This is a genomic window from Citromicrobium bathyomarinum (assembly GCA_001306305.2).
Taxonomy (GTDB): Bacteria; Pseudomonadota; Alphaproteobacteria; order Sphingomonadales; family Sphingomonadaceae; genus Alteriqipengyuania; species Alteriqipengyuania bathyomarina.
The window spans coordinates 1,969,007-1,984,798 of sequence record CP155577.1 but is presented as its reverse complement, the minus strand read 5'-3'; the positions used below and the strand labels follow the sequence as shown (position 1 = coordinate 1,984,798).

Sequence of the window (15,792 nt, the reverse complement as noted above, 5' to 3'; positions counted from 1 at the left end):
CAAACGTACAGGTTGAAGCCACATCCAACCACGCCGCCGCTCGACGTGAGCGGGATCTCGGTCACCATGATGCGCCTGATGGGCGGCGAGCTGCTGCTGCGCTATCGCATCAACCAGGCGGCCAAGGTGGTGGTGCCGCGCGGCTTCGCGCATCGTAGCGAGGAAGATCTGTGGCGGCGGACCTGCCTCGAATTCTTCGTCTACGACCAGAACGGGCGCTATCGCGAATTCAACTTCGCGCCTGCGGGTGACTGGGCCGCTTTCAAGTTCGCATCCTATCGCAAGCGCGCCGGCGATTATGTGCCCGAGGTGCCGCCGCAGATCGATTTCCAGCGAGGCCCTCAGGTCATCACGGTAACCGTGCGGCTGCCCGCACGCGTACTGGACGGGGTCAGCTCGGCTTCGCTATGCGCGGTGATCGAGGAAGAAGGCGGGCACCATTCGCTATGGTCGATGGCCCACCGCCGGGACGAGCCCGACTTCCATGATCCGATGAGCTTTGCCATCCGTTTCGGCAGCAGCGCACCGGCCAAACCCAAAGAGGCACTTCAGCACGCATGAAATTCGGGATCGACCGGCTTCTTTCAGAGCCGGACCTGCGCAAACCACTCGAAGGCAAGCGGGTCGCGCTTGTTGCCCACCCGGCATCGGTCACGAGGGATCTGGAGCACAGTCTCGACGCGCTGGTCGCCGCGGGGGTGAACGTGTCGTCCGCGTTCGGCCCGCAGCACGGGCTCAAGGGCGACAAGCAGGACAATATGGTGGAGACGGCGGACGAGACCGATCCCACCTACGGCATCCCCGTGTTCAGCCTCTATGGCGAGGTGCGCCGCCCCACGGGCCAGATGATGTCGAGCGCGGATGTGTTCCTGTTCGACCTGCAGGACCTTGGCTGCCGCATCTACACCTTCGTCACCACGCTGCTCTACCTGCTGGAAGAGGCGGCGAAGACGCGCAAGAGCGTGTGGGTGCTCGATCGTCCCAATCCCGCCGGTCGCCCGGTGGAAGGCACGATGCTGATGCCGGGGCAGGAAAGCTTCGTCGGGGCCGGGCCGATGCCGATGCGCCACGGCCTGACCATGGGCGAGATGGGCCACTGGTTCATCAAGCATTTCGGGCTCGAGGTCGATTACCGGGTGATCGCGATGGAGGGCTGGGAGCCTGATGGCCCCGGCCATGGCTGGCCCGAAAACCGCGTCTGGATCAATCCTTCGCCCAACGCCGCCAACGTCAACATGGCCCGCGCCTATGCCGGCACAGTGATGATCGAAGGCGCCACGCTGAGCGAGGGGCGGGGCACGACCCGCCCGCTCGAGGTGCTGTTCGGCGCGCCCGATATCGACGCCAAGGCGGTCCACGCCGAAATGCGCCGGATCGCGCCAAGCTGGCTGAAAGGCTGCGCGCTTCGCGAATGCTGGTTCGAACCGACCTTCCACAAGCACGCGGGCCAGCTGTGCAACGGGCTGATGATCCACGCAGAAGGGCCATTCTACGACCACACGCATTTCCGCCCATGGCGGTTGCAGGCGCTCGCCTTCAAGGCGATCCGCGCGCTCTATCCGGATTACGAGATCTGGCGCGATTTTCCCTACGAATACGAGCTGGACCGGCTGGCGATCGACGTGATCAACGGTGGCCCGGCCTTGCGCGAATGGGTCGATAATCCCTCCGCCTCTCCGGTAGACCTCGACCGGATGGCAGCGAACGACGAGACCGAATGGCGCGACCAGATCGAACGGGTCCTACTTTACTGATGAACAGCACCCCCAACCCGCAACCCGCTATGTCTCAGGACGAGGCAAAGCGGCGGCTTATCGCCAATGGCAGCGATGTCGAAGCGATGATCGCGATGGCCGATCACCACCTCATCGCGGGCGACAACCGCGCGGCATCGGGCTATTACAATGTCGGCCTTCAACATCTCCACCGGCTCGGCCGGGCAGGGGAGCCGATTGCGGGCCACGTGAGCGAGATGATGGGCTGGCTCGACCGGCAATTCGCCAACCATCTGGAACAGGGTCTTGCTGCGATGGGTTTCCCGCGCAAGGACTGGCACCCGCGCTTTGCCAACTCGATCGCGATCATGCAGGGCAAGGCAAGCCGTGCCCCGGTGCCGGTCCGCTATCCGCAAAATCCGCAGACTTTCTTTTACGACGGCTTGCCGCTGGTCCATTTTGCCGATCGCGAAGAGTTCGCCTGGGCCGAAGCGGTCGAGGCGCAGACCGACGCCATCCGTACCGAAGCAGAGGCCCTGCTGGGCGCGACCGGCGGTTTCGACGCTTACGTGAAGAAGATTCATGACCGCCCGCAGGGCGATGTTCACGGCATGCTCGAAAACCGGGACTGGACCAGTTTCGAACTGACCGAGAAGGGCGTGTTCGTCGATGAACGCACCGCCCTGTGCCCGATCACGACTGCAACGTTGAACGAGCGCGCCCCGCTGTGCCGGATTGTGTCGCGCGCGCCAACGCCCATGTTCTCGCTGCTCGCAGCGGGCAAGCGCATCCCGCCGCATCACGGCATGATCAACACCCGCTTCATCTGCCATCTGCCGCTGATCGTGCCGGGCGAGGGCGCGCTGCGTGTCGGCCCGCTTCAGAAAAGCTGGGAAGTCGGCAAGCTGATGATGTTCGATGATAGTGTCGAGCATGAAGCGTGGAACAACGCGGCGAAGGATCGGCTGGTGCTGATCTTCGATATCTGGCGGCCGGAGCTGGAAGAGGTGGAACGCGAACAGATCCAGGCGCTGTTCGCAACGGTCGACGCCTACTGATCGGTCGCGCTGAAGCCGCCGGTCAGAACGCCCCGGCGATCCACGCAACCGCCAGCGCGCCGGGGATGAACACCGCCTGCGCCAGCACGGTGCCCGCCAGCCTGCTGAAGCTGATCCACACGATCGTACGGCGGAACTCCGCCTCGCTTGTCTTCCCGTCGACCACATCGTCGGTCATCACCGAAATCTGCGGGTCGATCAGCGCAAACAGCAGGATCGTCGCGACCCCGTTGATGACGGCGGAGAGCTGCGAGGCGGTGACCCGGAATTCGGGGTTGAGATAGCCCGCGTAGATCGAGGCGAGCACCCCCACCACCAGCAGCGCCTGCGCCAATGCATTAGCCGCGAGCACGGTCCAGCTGACGCCGCGTGGCTTGCCGAGGCCGGTGAAGGTCGCGCGTGAGGGCGCGGCGATCGATTCGCGGATGATCCGCACGCCGGTGGGCGAGGCGCTGCGCAGCAGCATCCGCCCGGTCGAACGGTGGCGCTGGAAATGCCCGATCGCGACCGCGAACAGCCGCTGCGCGGTCGGCACCAGCACGATGCCCACCAGCACGGCCAGACTTGCGGAGAGCAGCACGAGCCGGAAATCCCAAGCCAGATCGCCCCCGCCGCCGAACTGCAAGCGGTTCTCCACCCGCTTGGCAAGGAACGGCCCCAGGAAGCCGTTGGCGGTGCGCGAGACCAGCACCAGTACGTTGAACAGCGCAAAACTCATCGCGATGCGCCGCGTGCGCACGCCTGCGATGCGGGCTGCGTAGGCCAGCGTGCCGATCAGATGAATGACGAAGGTCAGCAGGCAGATGACCAGCAGTTGGGCGTCCATTGCGCGCTGCTTTAGGCGCGTGCCGGCTGCTCCGCTATCGGTTTCGCATCCGGGGCCGACGATTTGCCGGGACGCCGGACCGGCTGCACCAGCGCGACCAGCACGAAGCTGATCAGCATGAGCAGGAACCAGCTGCCCAGCTTCTCCGGCCCGACCGGCTGCCATCCTGCCTCCTGCCCGGGATAGTTCCACGCATTGGCGAAGGTCGCGATATTCTCAGCCAGCCAGATGAACAGCGCGACCAGCCCAAAGCCCAGCAGCAACGGCATCCAGCGGTGTTCGCGGAAATTGCGGAAGTAGATGCGCGTGCGCCAGAAGATCAGCGCGGTCGCCGCGAACAGCAGCCAGCGCAGGTCGATCCAGAAATGGTGGAGGAAGAAATTGGCGTAGATCGCGACCGCCAGCAGCCACGTGGTCCAGGCGGGCGGGTAGTGGGTGTAGCGAAAGTCGAATATCCGCCACACGCGCGCGATATAGCTGCCGACGCAGGCATACATGAAGCCGGAGAACAGCGGCACGCCCGCGATCCTAAGCAGCGATGCCTCGGGATAGACCCATGATCCGGCGTAGGTCTTGAACACCTCCATCGCGGTGCCGACCACGTGAAAGATCAGGATCACCTTCGCCTCATCCCAAGTCTCCAGACGAAAGGCGAGCATGCCGATCTGGATGCCCAGCGCGGCCAGCGTCAGAAAATCGTAGCGGGCGAGGGTGGCATCATCCGGATAGAACAGGTGCGTCGCCAACAGCAGCGCGAGCAGCAACCCGCCGAACAGGCAGGCCCACCCTTGCTTGAAGCCGAACAGCAGGAACTCGTAGAGCCACAGCCGCCAGCCTTCGCCGGGATCGAAGGCTTCTAGTCGCTGCCGAATCTGCTGGAAGCGGCTCGCGCCGAAGGTTTGAGCCATCGATCTCAGCTGCTGTGGTCGGTCTGGCGGAAGCCTAGTTGCCCGTGGCGGGCCGGATCACCGCGGGGCCGCCTTCGGGCACCGGGCGGATATCGTCCGTATCGTCGGCCATCACCAGCACGTCGCACCCGTCCACATCGCGGTCGACCGCTTTGTAGAGCAGCGGCTCGGCTGCCTCGGCAGGCTGCGTTTCCAGCTTGGGCTGGCCGCTTTCCTCGCGCGCCTGCTCGATCGTGTCGCGGCAGGTGGCGCGGTTCACGAAATCCTTGAGGTCGCCCGTGGCGAGCGGGGCAGGCTTCGAATAGCCGGGCATGTCGAAGGGCAGCGCCTCAGGCGCACCCGGTGCCTGCTCGGCCGGTGCGAAGCCCAGGACCAGAGGCGCTGCAAGTACGATGGCGATACGCATTGGGGGCTCTCCTCCACCGCGAAGCATATCCTAACCCTGCTTGCGGCTCAACTCGCGCATCGCATCGTCCAGCCCGTCGAGCGTCAGCGGGTACATGCGATCGTTGACCAGCTTCTTCATCATGCTGGTGGACTGCGAATAGCTCCACTGCCGCTCGGGGATCGGGTTGAGCCACACGGTCGCGGGATAGGTATTGGTCATGCGCTGCATCCAAGTCGCGCCCGCTTCCTCGTTCATATGCTCGACCGAGCCGCCCGGATGCGAGATCTCGTAGGGGCTCATCGCGGCATCGCCGACGAACACGATCTTGTAGTCGTGGCCGAACTTGTGGAGGATGTCCCAGGTCTTGGTCCGCTCCTGCCAGCGGCGCTTGTTGTCCTTCCACACGCCTTCGTAGAGGCAGTTGTGGAAGTAGAAGAATTCGAGGTTCTTGAATTCGCTGGTGGCCGCGCTGAACAGCTCCTCGGTCACCTTGATGAACGGGTCCATCGACCCGCCGACATCAAGGAACAGCAGCAGCTTCACCGCATTGCGGCGCTCGGGCCGCATGTGGATGTCGAGCCAGCCCTGCTTGGCGGTGCCGCGGATCGTCTGGTCGATATCGAGCTCGTCCGCCGCGCCCTCACGCGCGAAGCGGCGCAGACGGCGCAGCGCCATCTTGATGTTGCGGGTGCCCAGTTCCTTGGTGTTGTCGAGATTCTTGAACTCGCGCTTTTCCCAGACCTTGACGGCGCGCTTGTTCTTGCTCTCGCCGCCAATCCGCACGCCTTCGGGGTGGTAGCCGGAGTGGCCGAAGGGCGACGTGCCGCCCGTGCCGATCCACTTGTTGCCGCCCTCGTGGCGTTCCTTCTGCTCTTCGAGCCGCTTCTTGAGCGTATCCATGAGCTCGTCCCACGAACCCATCTTCTCGATCGCGGCCATTTCCTCCTCGGTGAGGTATTTCTCGGCCACGGCCTTCAGCCAGTCCTCGGGAATCTCGACCGGGTTCTGGCCGTAGTCGGTCATGATGCCCTTGAAGACCTTGGCGAAGACCTGGTCGAACCGGTCGAGCAGGCCTTCGTCCTTCACGAAGGTGGCGCGCGCGAGGTAATAGAACGCCTCGGGCGTCTGCTCGATCACATCCTTGTCGAGCGCCTCGAGCAGCGTGAGATGCTCCTTGAGGCTGGCGGAAATGCCCGCTGCGCGCAGCTCGTCGACGAAATTCAAAAACACTGGCAACCGCTCCTTCAGCAGCCAGCATGCCTAGGATGATGGAGGGAATGGGGCAACAGTCCCGCGCTCAATCGCGCTCGTCTGCGCAAATAGCATTGAACCGAATCGCCCGCAGCCCCATCAATGAAAATATGGTTAAAGCGGGCTTTACCATAATCAGCTTGGCGACCGCGCTGTGTGCGGCGCTGCTGCTCGTCACGTCGGCAGGGCGTGTGCTGGAGATTCAGACTTCGGCCAATGCGGCGGAGAATATCGAATTCGTCTCCAACCCCGTGGTCCAGAAAGTGCCGCCGCGGCCGCCGAAGCCGGTGCCCGCCGCCACTGCGACGAAGGTGGACGGCGCGACATTGCCACCGGCGGTGAACGCGGTGCTCAAATCGGGCGTGCTGATCGTGATCAGCAAGCCATCACAGACGATGTACGTGTTCAAGGACGGTGTGCTGTGGAACAGCTCGCCCGTCTCTACCGGCAAGCGCGGCCACACCACGCCATCGGGCATGTTCCCGATCCTGCAGAAGCGGACCTTCCACCGCTCCAACATCTATTCCAACGCGCCCATGCCGCACATGCAGCGGCTGACCTGGGGCGGGATCGCGATCCACGCGGGCAAGCTGCCCGGCTATCCCGCATCGCATGGCTGCATCCGCCTGCCCGCCGATTTCGCGCGGGCGCTGTTTGCGCTGACCCGGCCGGAGACCACCACCGTGGTCGTGACCGACCAGCGCGTCGGCTCGGACGAGACGGCAAGGCGGGTCGCGCTCAACATGCCCAATCCGCTGCCGGGTGCACGGGGCCATCTGGTCCAGCGACCCGAGCCGCCGCTGAAAGAGATGACGCCGCTACAGGAGAGCGAACCGCGACTGGCGCGGGCTGAACAGCCCCAGCCCCAAACGGCCCGATCCGAGCGGCGGCGCCCGGCGCTGGCCGAGGTGGCACGCCCGGCTCCGCAGCCGGTCGACCTGCTCGACCAGGCCCGCCCGCGCGCTCGCGGACAGACGATCCAGCTGGCAGCCAAGAGCAGCCCCGGCGAGGCGGAAGCCTACTGGTCGCGCATCAGCGCGCGCTATCCCGAACTCGGCGAATACGAGAAGGCGATCATCCCTGCGGTGGTCGACCGGCGGCAATATTACCGCCTGCGCGTGACCGGCCCCGGTGCCTTTGCCGCATGCAGCTCGCTCAAGCGCGCGGGCACGGACTGCTTCCCGGTGCAGTAAGGGAGGGGGCAAGGCCCTCCTGCCAAACACCTAATCAGGCGGGGGAAGCGTGATTGCGGACCCTTCGGGGGTACGCTCGACGCTCGCCATGACGCGGCCCTTCTCGAGCACCTGCATCATCTGATCGAACCCCGGAATGCTCCCGAAGCCCTGGAAAAATTCGGTTTTCATGCCGTTCCCGATCGCGAGGATCACCGGAGGCGGCGTCTTCTTGTCCAGCGAGATATCGGCGGTTCCAACACTGGCTACCGTCCCGGAATCGCCGAACACGATCGCCGAAGGTTCGCCGCTCTCCGCCTCGCGGTAGAACATGCGCCCCGGCTCCGAGCGAGCGTCGCGGCACAGGCGCGGGGTGTCGTGCTGACCCGTTTTCTCAGCAATCTGGTCCTGAACGCTCTCGTCGTAGGAAATCGAAATTACCGTGGTCGCAATAATCCAGTCGGTCGTCGACAGCTCTCGCCGACCGACCTGCCCGTGCGCGGGCACGCTTCCGCAATCTGCGAGCCGGTATGCGGGCGGTGCGGAGTAGGGCGGGGGCGTCAGCGGAAGGCCCGAAGCGAGCAGCGCCAGTCGCTTGTCGAGCGTCTGTGCATCGACCTGTTTCGACGACAGGCGCAGCTTGATCAGCCAGTTGCCGGAGCGGAACAGGGCCAGTGCGGTCGATCGGTAGGGGCCATCCACCGGAAAGCTCGCCAGGACGCCGCTATCCTTGCCAATCGCCTCATCACCGAAAGTCGAAAAAAGCGCGCCTTCCGTATCGATGGTGCCCAACCGATCGTTAGTTGAAATCGCGCTGATGGCTGCATCGGCCATCATTGAGACATCGTAGCTGCCGGCCCGATAAGCGAAAACCGACAGGATCTCGCTGTCGTCGGCGGTAAAATAGGTCGCGCCGATATTGTTCTCGTCCGCCAGATAGCTGACGATCCGATCGCGACCGAGGTCCCTGATCCGCGCGGGAAAGTTCAGCCCGGTCGGTTCGTGAACCCAGTCCGCCTGCGGATCGACGTCGAGCGGCTGCGGCTCGGCTGCAACCGGCGTCGCGCAACCGAGCGTGATGAAAATCAGAAGTGACAGGCGTGACATATGCTCCCCCTCGCGGGGAAGCATATGGGAAGATTGACGCTCGACCTAGCTGGAATATGCTGCCCGAAGCAGCCTCAGCTCTGGCGGCGGCTCATGAAGGCGAGCCGTTCGAACAGCATCACGTCCTGTTCGTTCTTCAGCAGCGCGCCGTGCAGCGGCGGGATCGCCTTGTTGGGGTTGGCGTCCTGCAGCACCTCGACCGGCATGTCCTCGTTCAGCAGCAGCTTGAGCCAGTCGAGCAGTTCGCTGGTGCTGGGCTTCTTCTTGAGGCCGGGCACTTCGCGGATGTCGTAGAAGATCTCCATCGCCTTGGTGACGAGGTTCTTCTGGATGCCGGGGAAGTGGACCTCGATGATCTCGCGCATCGTCTCGCGGTCGGGGAAGGAGATGTAGTGGAAGAAGCAGCGGCGCAGGAAGGCGTCGGGCAGCTCCTTCTCGTTGTTCGAGGTGATGACCACGATCGGGCGTTCCTTCGCCTCGATCCGCTGCTGCGTTTCGTAGACATCGAAGCTCATCCGGTCGAGCTCCTGCAGCAGATCGTTGGGGAACTCGATATCGGCCTTGTCGATCTCGTCGATCAGCAGCACGGGCAGCTCGGGGCTTTCGAACGCCTCCCACAGCTTGCCCTTCTTGATGTAGTTCGAGATGTCGTGAACCCGCTCGTCGCCCAGCTGGCCATCGCGCAGGCGGGCGACCGCGTCGTATTCGTACAGGCCCTGGTGCGCCTTGGTGGTGGACTTGACGTTCCATTCGATCAGCGGAGCATCCACCGCCTTGGCGATCTCGTGCGCCAGCACGGTCTTGCCGGTGCCCGGCTCGCCCTTAACCAGCAGGGGGCGGCGCAGCGTCACCGCCGCGTTGACCGCCACCTTCAGATCGTCGGTCGCAATATAGTCTTTTGTGCCTTCGAAACGTTCCATCTACCGAGCCCTATCAAGTCCTGTTTCGAAACTTGCTAGGGGCCTGCGCGGCGCGCTGCAAGGGGCCGCGCCTATTCCTTGAGCGTGAGGATGCGCTTGGCGATCATCAGCAGTGCGGTGGTGTCGATCTCGCTCGCGGGGTCCATCTGGCTGATCGCCAGCATGTACCAGCGCCCGTCGCCATCGCGCAGCAGCCACGAGAGGTTGCGCACCCCGGCCTCGGACCCTCCCTTGTAGCCGACATAGCTCCAGCCCTCGCTCTCCGCCTCGCTCAGCGCGGTGTTGACGCTCATGATCCGGCGCGCGGTATCCTCTGGCAGATCGGCGAGCAGGCGCATCAGGCCCAGCTCGTCGCGCATGCTGGCGAACCATTCGATATCCTCGATCAGCACCGGCGTGCCCGAGGTGAACACCTCCATTACCCGCTTGCGGGTCAGTTCGTCGCTGTCGAGCGTTTCGAGCATCGCGCGCCGCTGCGCCTCGTCCGCCGCAGCATAGGCTTCGCCCATGTCACCCGCCTTGATCGAGAACATCTCGCGCGTGGTGAGGAAGGGCAGCGTCTTGCCGCCGCCCGCGTGGCCGCTGGCGCGCATCTCCGCCTCGACCGCATCGCGCCCGACCGTGCGCATCACCAGATCGGTCGCGGTGTTGTCGCTGATCGAGATCATCAGGATCGCCGCAGTCTGGAGCGTCACCGGCGTGCCACTGGGCCACGTCTGCATGATGCCGCTGGGGAAGCTTTTGGCATCGAGTGGCACGACATCGTCCCACGCGAGCCGCCCCTCGCTCACCGCGCGCGACAGCGCGGCGAGGACGTAAAGCTTGAACGCGGAGCCCAGTGCGTAGGGCTTTGCCGGATCGCCATAGCTGTAGATCGCCTCACCATCGAGCGGACCGAACCACGCCGCCGTACTGCCCGAAAGCGCGGCGATGTCCGCGTCGATCTTGTCCGGCCCGTCATCCAGCTGCTGGAAATCCTGCAGCAACAGCGTCTCGACCAGGAAGGGCGCCTGCGCCTGCAGGCCCAGCGGCCCGCTCGCCAGCGCCTTTTCGAAGCGCAGCGTGATTTTGGCCGTGCTGGCATTGACCGGCTCGACCGTTTCGACGCCCACCGCAGCACCGAACTGCGAGGTCATCTGCTGGCTGATCTGCGCGAATTGTTCGGGCGAAACCTGCGCGAGGAACGCCGGGGCGAACACCTCGTCGGCCGGCTTCTCGCCATTGATGACCGCGATCACGTCGTCCGCGCGCGCTTCGAGGCGGGCCTGCAGTGCGGCCCCCTCGCTCGCTTCGGTGCCTGTCTGGGCGTAGGCCGGGCTGGCAGTCGCGGCGAGGCTGGCGGCGGCCAGCGCGGTCCCGATCATCATTGCGCGAAGTGTCTGGATTTGCATGCTGGTTCTCCCCTTGCGGTTGCCTAACGATTTGCGTGACAAAATTTGCACGACTGGGCGAAATGGCTACACGCCATCGCTCAGATTTCTCAGGATTCCCGATATGCCCACCGAACAGATCACCATCGCGACCGCGCGCGGCTACGACCTCGCCGGGGCGCTCGAAATGCCGACCGGGCTGGTGCGCGGGGCGGCGGTGTTCGCGCATTGCTTTACCTGCACCAAGCAGAGCAAGGCGGCGGTCGAGGTGACGCGCGCGCTCGCCCGGCAGGGGATCGCGACGCTGCGGTTCGACTTTACCGGGCTGGGCGGCAGCGGCGGCGATTTCGGCCGCGCCGGGTTTGCCAGCGATATCGAGGATCTGGTCGCCTCCGCCGATCATTTGTGCACCCGGTTCGGCGGGCCGATCCTGATGATCGGGCACAGCCTAGGCGGGGCGGCGGTCCTGGCCGCGGCGGACATGATCGGGCACGATCGGATCGCGGGCGTGGCCACGATCGGCGCGCCGTCCGACGTTCCGCACGTGCTCGGCAACATCAACGGCGATCTCGCCGCGATCGAGCGTGACGGGCAGGGCGAGGTGACCATCGGCGGGCGTGCCTTCCACCTCAGCCGCGAATTCCTCGACCGGACCCGCGCGATCGACCTGCCCGAGGTGGTCGGCCGCCTGCGCCTGCCGATCCTGATCGCCCATTCGCCGACCGACCAGATCGTGGGGATTGAGAACGCCTCTGCGCTGTACGAGGCGGCGCGTCACCCGAAGAGCTTCATCAGCCTTGGCGAAGCGGATCATCTGCTGACCAGGGCGGACGACGCGCATTTCATCGCGGACATCATCGCCGCGTGGGGCGCACGCTACCTGCCGATGAAGGCGGACTGGCCGCATCCGGAAACAGGCGTTGTCGTGTGCACCGGCCACGGCAAGTTCGGCACCGAGGTGCACACCCCCTCGCACCGCTTCGTCGCCGACGAGCCGCGCGGCCATGGCGGCGACGATACCGGACCCACGCCCTACGACCTGCTGAACGCAGCGCTGGGCACCTGCACCGCTATGACGATGAAGATGTACGCGGATCGCAAGGGTCTGCCGTTCGAGGGCGCGAGGGTGGCGGTGACGCACGAGCGTGACCACGGGCGCGACTGCGACCATTGCGAGGAAGACGACGCGAAGGTCCAGGCGCTCCACCGCGAAATCACCCTGCTGGGCGACGATCTGACCGCCGAGCAGCGCGACAGGCTGATCGAGATCGCGGACAAGTGCCCGGTCCACCGGACCCTGGAAGGCACCCTGCACATCCATACCACGCGCGGCGAGTAGGGCGGAGGATAGGGCGGGTTGGCGGGTCACGCCGCCTCCAGCTCCTCAGCCTGCCGTTGCAGCGCCTTCGCGGCACGCAGGTTGAGCCAGATGACAAAGCCGAAGAAGGCCAGCGTCGCGCCCAGCGGCAAGCCGATCCTCTCGATGATCTCGGCTGCCGGGCGTACCCCCATCGCCTTGATCGCGACCGTGCCGTAGACGCCCAAAACACTGGGCACGAACGGCGCGACGTACCATAGAGGAACCTTGCGCAGCGCCTCCGCCTGCCGCCGGTACTGCGCGCTCAGATGGCTCCGGCAGTCCTCTTCCGGACGACGCGCGAGGTTCGATGCGCGGCGGTGCAGGTTCCACAGGACGAACAGCGTCGCCGGGACCATCAGCCCCATCGATCCGGCCAGCAACCATTCGCCCATCCCTGCGAACATCAGGCATGTCGGCACGCTGGCGAGCAGGACGAGCACGCCCGCCGCATATTCCAGGATATTGCGCCGACGGATCTTGCGTTCGAATGTACTGCTGCGGTCCATGAGATTCTCCGGCTTGGTGAAGGTTTCGGCAGCGCCCTCGGTCTGCCAGATCTGCTTGAGATCATCGGTCATGGTCGATCTCCGGAAGTTCGAATTGCGCGGCGAGTTTCTCCCTCAACCGCGAGAGGCGGGTGGCGACCGCGCCGCTGGAGAGGCCCGTAACCTCCGCGATCTCCGCCCCCGAATGGCCTTCGAGCCACAGCAGGATCACCTGCGCGTCGAGCAGGGGGAGGGTGCGGATGATGGCGTGGAGGCGCTGGAGCGCATGGGTCTCGGCCCGCGCAACCTCGCCTTCACCGGTCGCGGTCAGGCTGTCGAGTTCATCGATATCGACGGTGGCAGGCTTGCGCGCATCGCGCCCGACATGGTCCGCCGCGACATTATGGGCGACGCGGAAGACCCAGGTCTTGAGCGCGCAATTGCCATCGAAGCGTTCGAAGCTGCGCCACAGCTCCAGATGGATGTCCTGCTCCAGATCGCGCGCCTTGTCCGCATCGCGCTCCATCGCCCGCGCGAGCCGCGCGATTGCGGGAGCGAACTGCTCGCCCGCCTGGTGGTAGAGTCTGGCCTGTTGCCCGGTCATGCCCCTTTAGTCGGCCAAGGAGCGGATTTCTTACAGGGGGCAAGGGATTTTTTTGTCGGCAAGCCCCCTCATCCAAGCATCGCTAGTCGCTGTCGCGACAAGCTCAGCTATCCTTCTCCCGAGGGAGAAGGATATGAAGACTTGGCAGCTTTGCTGCCTAGTCGCAGTTGGATGAGGGGTGGGAGTCGATGAAACCAGTCAAGCGCGCCCGCGCGCTACGCAAGGCATCGACCGATGCCGAAGCGCTGCTTTGGTCGCACCTCCGCAATCGTCAGTTCCGCAATCTCAAATTCCGCAGGCAGGTCCCGCTCGGCCATTACATCGTCGACTTCTATTGCCACGAATTTCAGCTCGTCATCGAACTCGACGGCGGCCAGCATTCCGAAGAGGTCGACCGGTCGCGCATCCAATGGCTGGAAGGCGAAGGTTATCGTGTTGTGCGGTTCTGGAACAACGAGGTGCTGGACAATACCGATGGCGTGCTGGCGGAACTGGAGCGGCAGGTAGGCCCCTCATCCAACTCCGGCTAAGCGCTTCGCGCCAAGCCTGCATATCCTTCTCCCGTTGGGGAAGGATGGCAGAGCTTGTCACGCCAGTGACTAGCGACACCTGGATGAGGGGCAACAACCCTCAAGCGTCGATCAGCTCCCGATCCAGATCGCCTGCCTTGTTCTGGATGAACTGGAAGCGGTGCTCCGGATTGCGGCCCATCAGCTGCCCGACGAGCTCTTTCACCGCCGCGCGGTCCTCGAACTCGGGGGGCAGGGTGATGCGGATCAGGCTGCGGCTGTCGGGATGCATGGTGGTCTCGCGCAGCTGCGCGGGGTTCATTTCGCCGAGGCCCTTGAAGCGGCTGATTTCGATCTTCTTGCCCTTGAACACCGTCTCTTCCAGCTCGCGCCGGTGCTCCTCGTCGCGGGCATAGCGGCTCTCCTTGCCCGCGGTCAGGCGGTAGAGCGGCGGTTGGGCGAGGAACAGGTGCCCCTTGCGGACTATATCCGGCATCTCCTGGAAGAAGAACGTCATCAGCAGCGTCGCGATGTGCGCGCCGTCGACGTCGGCATCGGTCATGATGACCACGCGGTCGTAGCGCAACTGGTCGGCGTCGCAATCCTTGCGCACCCCGCAGCCGAGCGCGAGGATCAGATCCGCGATTTCGCTGTTGGCGCGGATCTTGTCCGCGCTGGCGCTGGCGACGTTGAGGATCTTGCCGCGGATCGGCAGGATCGCCTGCGTCTTGCGGTCGCGCGCCTGCTTGGCGCTGCCTCCGGCGCTATCACCTTCGACAATGAACAGCTCGGTTTCCTTGTCGCCTTCGCCCGAACAGTCGGTCAACTTGCCCGGCAGGCGCAGCTTCTTCGCATTAGTGGCGGTCTTGCGCTTGACCTCGCGCTCCGCCCGGCGGCGCAGGCGTTCGTCCATCCGCTCCATCACCTCGCCCAGCAACGCCTTCCCGCGCTCCATATTGTCGGCGAGGAAGTGGTCGAAATGGTCGCGCACCGCGTTCTCGACCAGCTTGGTCGCTTCCGGGCTGGTCAGCCGGTCCTTGGTCTGGCTCTGGAACTGCGGATCGCGGATGAAGACGCTCAGCAGCACCTCGGCACCCGCCATCACGTCGTCGGCGGAGATGTCCTTGGCCTTCTTCTGGCCGACCAGTTCGCCGAATGCGCGCAGGCCCTTGGTCAGTGCATTGCGCAGCCCCTGCTCGTGCGTCCCGCCATCGGGCGTGGGCACGGTGTTGCAGTACCAGCTGGTCGCCGCGTCCGAGAACAGCGGCCAGGCGATCGCCCATTCGACGCGCCCGTTGGACACGCCATCGACGCTCGGGAAATCCTGGCTGCCGGCGAAGGGCTGCGCGGTCACGCATTCGCGCCCGGCAACGCGCTGCGTCAGATGGTCGGCAAGCCCGCCGGGGAACTTGAAGGTTTCCTCCTCGGGCACATCGTCGGTCGCGAGGCTGGGGGCGCATTTCCACCGGATCTCGACCCCGGCGAAGAGGTAGGCCTTGGAGCGCGCGAGCTTGAACAGCCGCTTGGCACTGAACTGGCGCGGGCCGAATATCTCCGGATCGGGCGTGAAGCTGACCGTGGTGCCGCGCCGGTTGGGCGCCGCGCCGACCGTCTCGATCGGGCCCAGCGTCTGCCCCTTGGAGAATTCCTGCGCATAGAGCGTCTTGTCGCGCGCGACCTCGACCCGGGTGTGTTCGGACAGCGCGTTGACCACGCTGACCCCGACGCCGTGCAGGCCGCCCGAGGTCGCATAGGCCTTGCCGGAGAACTTGCCGCCCGAGTGGAGGGTGGAAAGGATCACCTCCAGCGTCGACTTGCCGGGGAACTTGGGATGCTCGTCGATCGGCATGCCACGGCCATTGTCGGCGATGGTCAGCCGGTTGCCTTCTTCCAGCTTGACCTCGATCCGGGTCGCGTGGCCCGCGACCGCCTCGTCCATCGAGTTGTCGAGAACCTCGGCGGCGAGGTGGTGCAGCGCGCGGTCGTCCGTCCCGCCGATATACATGCCGGGGCGGCGGCGCACGGGCTCCAGCCCTTCGAGTACCTCGATCGAGGAGGAATCGTAATCGCCGCTGGAGGTCGGCGTACCTTCGAACAGATCATCGGACATGGTCGTGAA

The 15,792-nt window shown here is 64.9% G+C and carries 16 protein-coding genes; 6 read left to right on the top strand and 10 right to left on the bottom strand.

The annotated features are described in order from the left end of the window. Positions 1-12 precede the first annotated feature (12 nt). From VO57_009965 to VO57_009955, 3 genes are read left to right on the top strand one after another with little or no spacing between them, the layout of a single operon-like run. The gene (locus VO57_009965) at positions 13-561 is read left to right on the top strand and encodes a DOMON-like domain-containing protein (GenBank protein XBL68464.1); all 549 of its coding nucleotides are present in this window, start codon (positions 13-15) and stop codon (positions 559-561) included. After that, the gene (locus VO57_009960) at positions 558-1,754 is read left to right on the top strand and encodes a DUF1343 domain-containing protein (GenBank protein XBL68463.1); all 1,197 of its coding nucleotides are present in this window, start codon (positions 558-560) and stop codon (positions 1,752-1,754) included. The genes VO57_009965 and VO57_009960 overlap by 4 nt, the downstream gene beginning before the upstream one ends. Further along, positions 1,754-2,773, top strand: coding sequence for an aspartyl/asparaginyl beta-hydroxylase domain-containing protein (locus tag VO57_009955; protein XBL68462.1), 1,020 nt, complete (start codon positions 1,754-1,756; stop codon positions 2,771-2,773). The genes VO57_009960 and VO57_009955 overlap by 1 nt, the downstream gene beginning before the upstream one ends. A 22-nt stretch (positions 2,774-2,795) precedes the next feature. On the opposite strand, the gene VO57_009950 is transcribed toward VO57_009955, so the two are convergent. Genes VO57_009950 through VO57_009935 form a run of 4 tightly spaced genes read right to left on the bottom strand, consistent with a single transcriptional unit; the run spans position 2,796 to position 6,125 of the window. After that, positions 2,796-3,599 carry a lipid II flippase Amj family protein gene (locus VO57_009950; GenBank protein ID XBL68461.1) on the bottom strand — a complete coding sequence of 268 codons (804 nt, stop codon included), beginning with the start codon at positions 3,597-3,599 and terminating at the stop codon, positions 2,796-2,798. Between the two features lie 11 nt (positions 3,600-3,610). Further along, a complete protein-coding gene (locus VO57_009945) occupies positions 3,611-4,507 on the bottom strand; it encodes a DUF817 domain-containing protein (GenBank protein ID XBL68460.1) in 897 nt (298 codons plus the stop codon). A gap of 34 nt (positions 4,508-4,541) precedes the next feature. Further along, a complete protein-coding gene (locus VO57_009940) occupies positions 4,542-4,913 on the bottom strand; it encodes a hypothetical protein (protein XBL68459.1) in 372 nt (123 codons plus the stop codon). A gap of 30 nt (positions 4,914-4,943) precedes the next feature. Then, entirely contained in the window at positions 4,944-6,125 is a 1,182-nt protein-coding gene (locus tag VO57_009935) for a VWA domain-containing protein (protein XBL68458.1), read from the bottom strand. Between the two features lie 161 nt (positions 6,126-6,286). On the opposite strand from VO57_009935, the gene VO57_009930 reads away from it, so the two are divergent. After that, positions 6,287-7,339 (top strand): L,D-transpeptidase family protein, encoded by a 1,053-nt coding sequence (locus VO57_009930; GenBank protein ID XBL68457.1) that lies wholly within the window; start codon positions 6,287-6,289, stop codon positions 7,337-7,339. Between the two features lie 30 nt (positions 7,340-7,369). Here the strand turns inward: VO57_009930 and VO57_009925 are convergent, their stop codons facing one another. The 3 genes from VO57_009925 to VO57_009915 all read right to left on the bottom strand — a co-directional run bounded on the left by VO57_009925 (position 7,370) and on the right by VO57_009915 (position 10,736). Then, entirely contained in the window at positions 7,370-8,425 is a 1,056-nt protein-coding gene (locus VO57_009925; GenBank protein ID XBL68456.1) for a hypothetical protein, read from the bottom strand. 74 nt (positions 8,426-8,499) lie between these two features. Beyond that, on the bottom strand, positions 8,500-9,345 hold the full coding sequence (locus VO57_009920; GenBank protein XBL68455.1) for a MoxR family ATPase: 846 nt from the start codon (positions 9,343-9,345) through the stop codon (positions 8,500-8,502). 71 nt (positions 9,346-9,416) lie between these two features. After that, positions 9,417-10,736: a serine hydrolase gene (locus VO57_009915; protein XBL68454.1), complete on the bottom strand. Its 1,320-nt coding sequence runs from the start codon at positions 10,734-10,736 to the stop codon at positions 9,417-9,419. 103 nt (positions 10,737-10,839) lie between these two features. Between VO57_009915 and VO57_009910 the strand changes: the two genes are divergently transcribed. After that, positions 10,840-12,054: a bifunctional alpha/beta hydrolase/OsmC family protein gene (locus VO57_009910; protein XBL68453.1), complete on the top strand. Its 1,215-nt coding sequence runs from the start codon at positions 10,840-10,842 to the stop codon at positions 12,052-12,054. 26 nt (positions 12,055-12,080) lie between these two features. On the opposite strand, the gene VO57_009905 is transcribed toward VO57_009910, so the two are convergent. Further along, positions 12,081-12,653 (bottom strand): hypothetical protein, encoded by a 573-nt coding sequence (locus tag VO57_009905; GenBank protein ID XBL68452.1) that lies wholly within the window; start codon positions 12,651-12,653, stop codon positions 12,081-12,083. Continuing rightward, positions 12,643-13,164 (bottom strand): RNA polymerase sigma factor, encoded by a 522-nt coding sequence (locus VO57_009900; protein XBL68451.1) that lies wholly within the window; start codon positions 13,162-13,164, stop codon positions 12,643-12,645. The genes VO57_009905 and VO57_009900 overlap by 11 nt, the downstream gene beginning before the upstream one ends. 188 nt (positions 13,165-13,352) lie before the next feature. On the opposite strand from VO57_009900, the gene VO57_009895 reads away from it, so the two are divergent. Continuing rightward, complete coding sequence (locus VO57_009895; GenBank protein ID XBL68450.1) at positions 13,353-13,694, top strand: endonuclease domain-containing protein; 342 nt, start codon at positions 13,353-13,355, stop codon at positions 13,692-13,694. A 100-nt stretch (positions 13,695-13,794) separates the two neighbouring features. On the opposite strand, the gene parE is transcribed toward VO57_009895, so the two are convergent. Then, positions 13,795-15,783, bottom strand: coding sequence for a DNA topoisomerase IV subunit B (parE, locus tag VO57_009890; GenBank protein ID XBL68449.1), 1,989 nt, complete (start codon positions 15,781-15,783; stop codon positions 13,795-13,797). Between the last annotated feature and the right edge of the window lie 9 nt (positions 15,784-15,792).

What these genes read in the sequence shown, in the direction of transcription:
- VO57_009910 (XBL68453.1), top strand. Translation starts at nt 10,840, where the DNA reads ATGCCCACCGAACAGATCACCATCGCGACCGCGCGCGGCTACGACCTC.
- VO57_009960 (XBL68463.1), top strand. Translation starts at nt 558, where the DNA reads ATGAAATTCGGGATCGACCGGCTTCTTTCAGAGCCGGACCTGCGCAAA.
- VO57_009950 (XBL68461.1), bottom strand. Translation starts at nt 3,599, where the DNA reads ATGGACGCCCAACTGCTGGTCATCTGCCTGCTGACCTTCGTCATTCAT.
- VO57_009945 (XBL68460.1), bottom strand. Translation starts at nt 4,507, where the DNA reads ATGGCTCAAACCTTCGGCGCGAGCCGCTTCCAGCAGATTCGGCAGCGA.
- parE (XBL68449.1), bottom strand. Translation starts at nt 15,783, where the DNA reads ATGTCCGATGATCTGTTCGAAGGTACGCCGACCTCCAGCGGCGATTAC.
- VO57_009955 (XBL68462.1), top strand. Translation starts at nt 1,754, where the DNA reads ATGAACAGCACCCCCAACCCGCAACCCGCTATGTCTCAGGACGAGGCA.
- VO57_009900 (XBL68451.1), bottom strand. Translation starts at nt 13,164, where the DNA reads ATGACCGGGCAACAGGCCAGACTCTACCACCAGGCGGGCGAGCAGTTC.
- VO57_009925 (XBL68456.1), bottom strand. Translation starts at nt 8,425, where the DNA reads ATGTCACGCCTGTCACTTCTGATTTTCATCACGCTCGGTTGCGCGACG.
- VO57_009895 (XBL68450.1), top strand. Translation starts at nt 13,353, where the DNA reads ATGAAACCAGTCAAGCGCGCCCGCGCGCTACGCAAGGCATCGACCGAT.
- VO57_009915 (XBL68454.1), bottom strand. Translation starts at nt 10,736, where the DNA reads ATGCAAATCCAGACACTTCGCGCAATGATGATCGGGACCGCGCTGGCC.
- VO57_009905 (XBL68452.1), bottom strand. Translation starts at nt 12,653, where the DNA reads ATGACCGATGATCTCAAGCAGATCTGGCAGACCGAGGGCGCTGCCGAA.
- VO57_009940 (XBL68459.1), bottom strand. Translation starts at nt 4,913, where the DNA reads ATGCGTATCGCCATCGTACTTGCAGCGCCTCTGGTCCTGGGCTTCGCA.
- VO57_009920 (XBL68455.1), bottom strand. Translation starts at nt 9,345, where the DNA reads ATGGAACGTTTCGAAGGCACAAAAGACTATATTGCGACCGACGATCTG.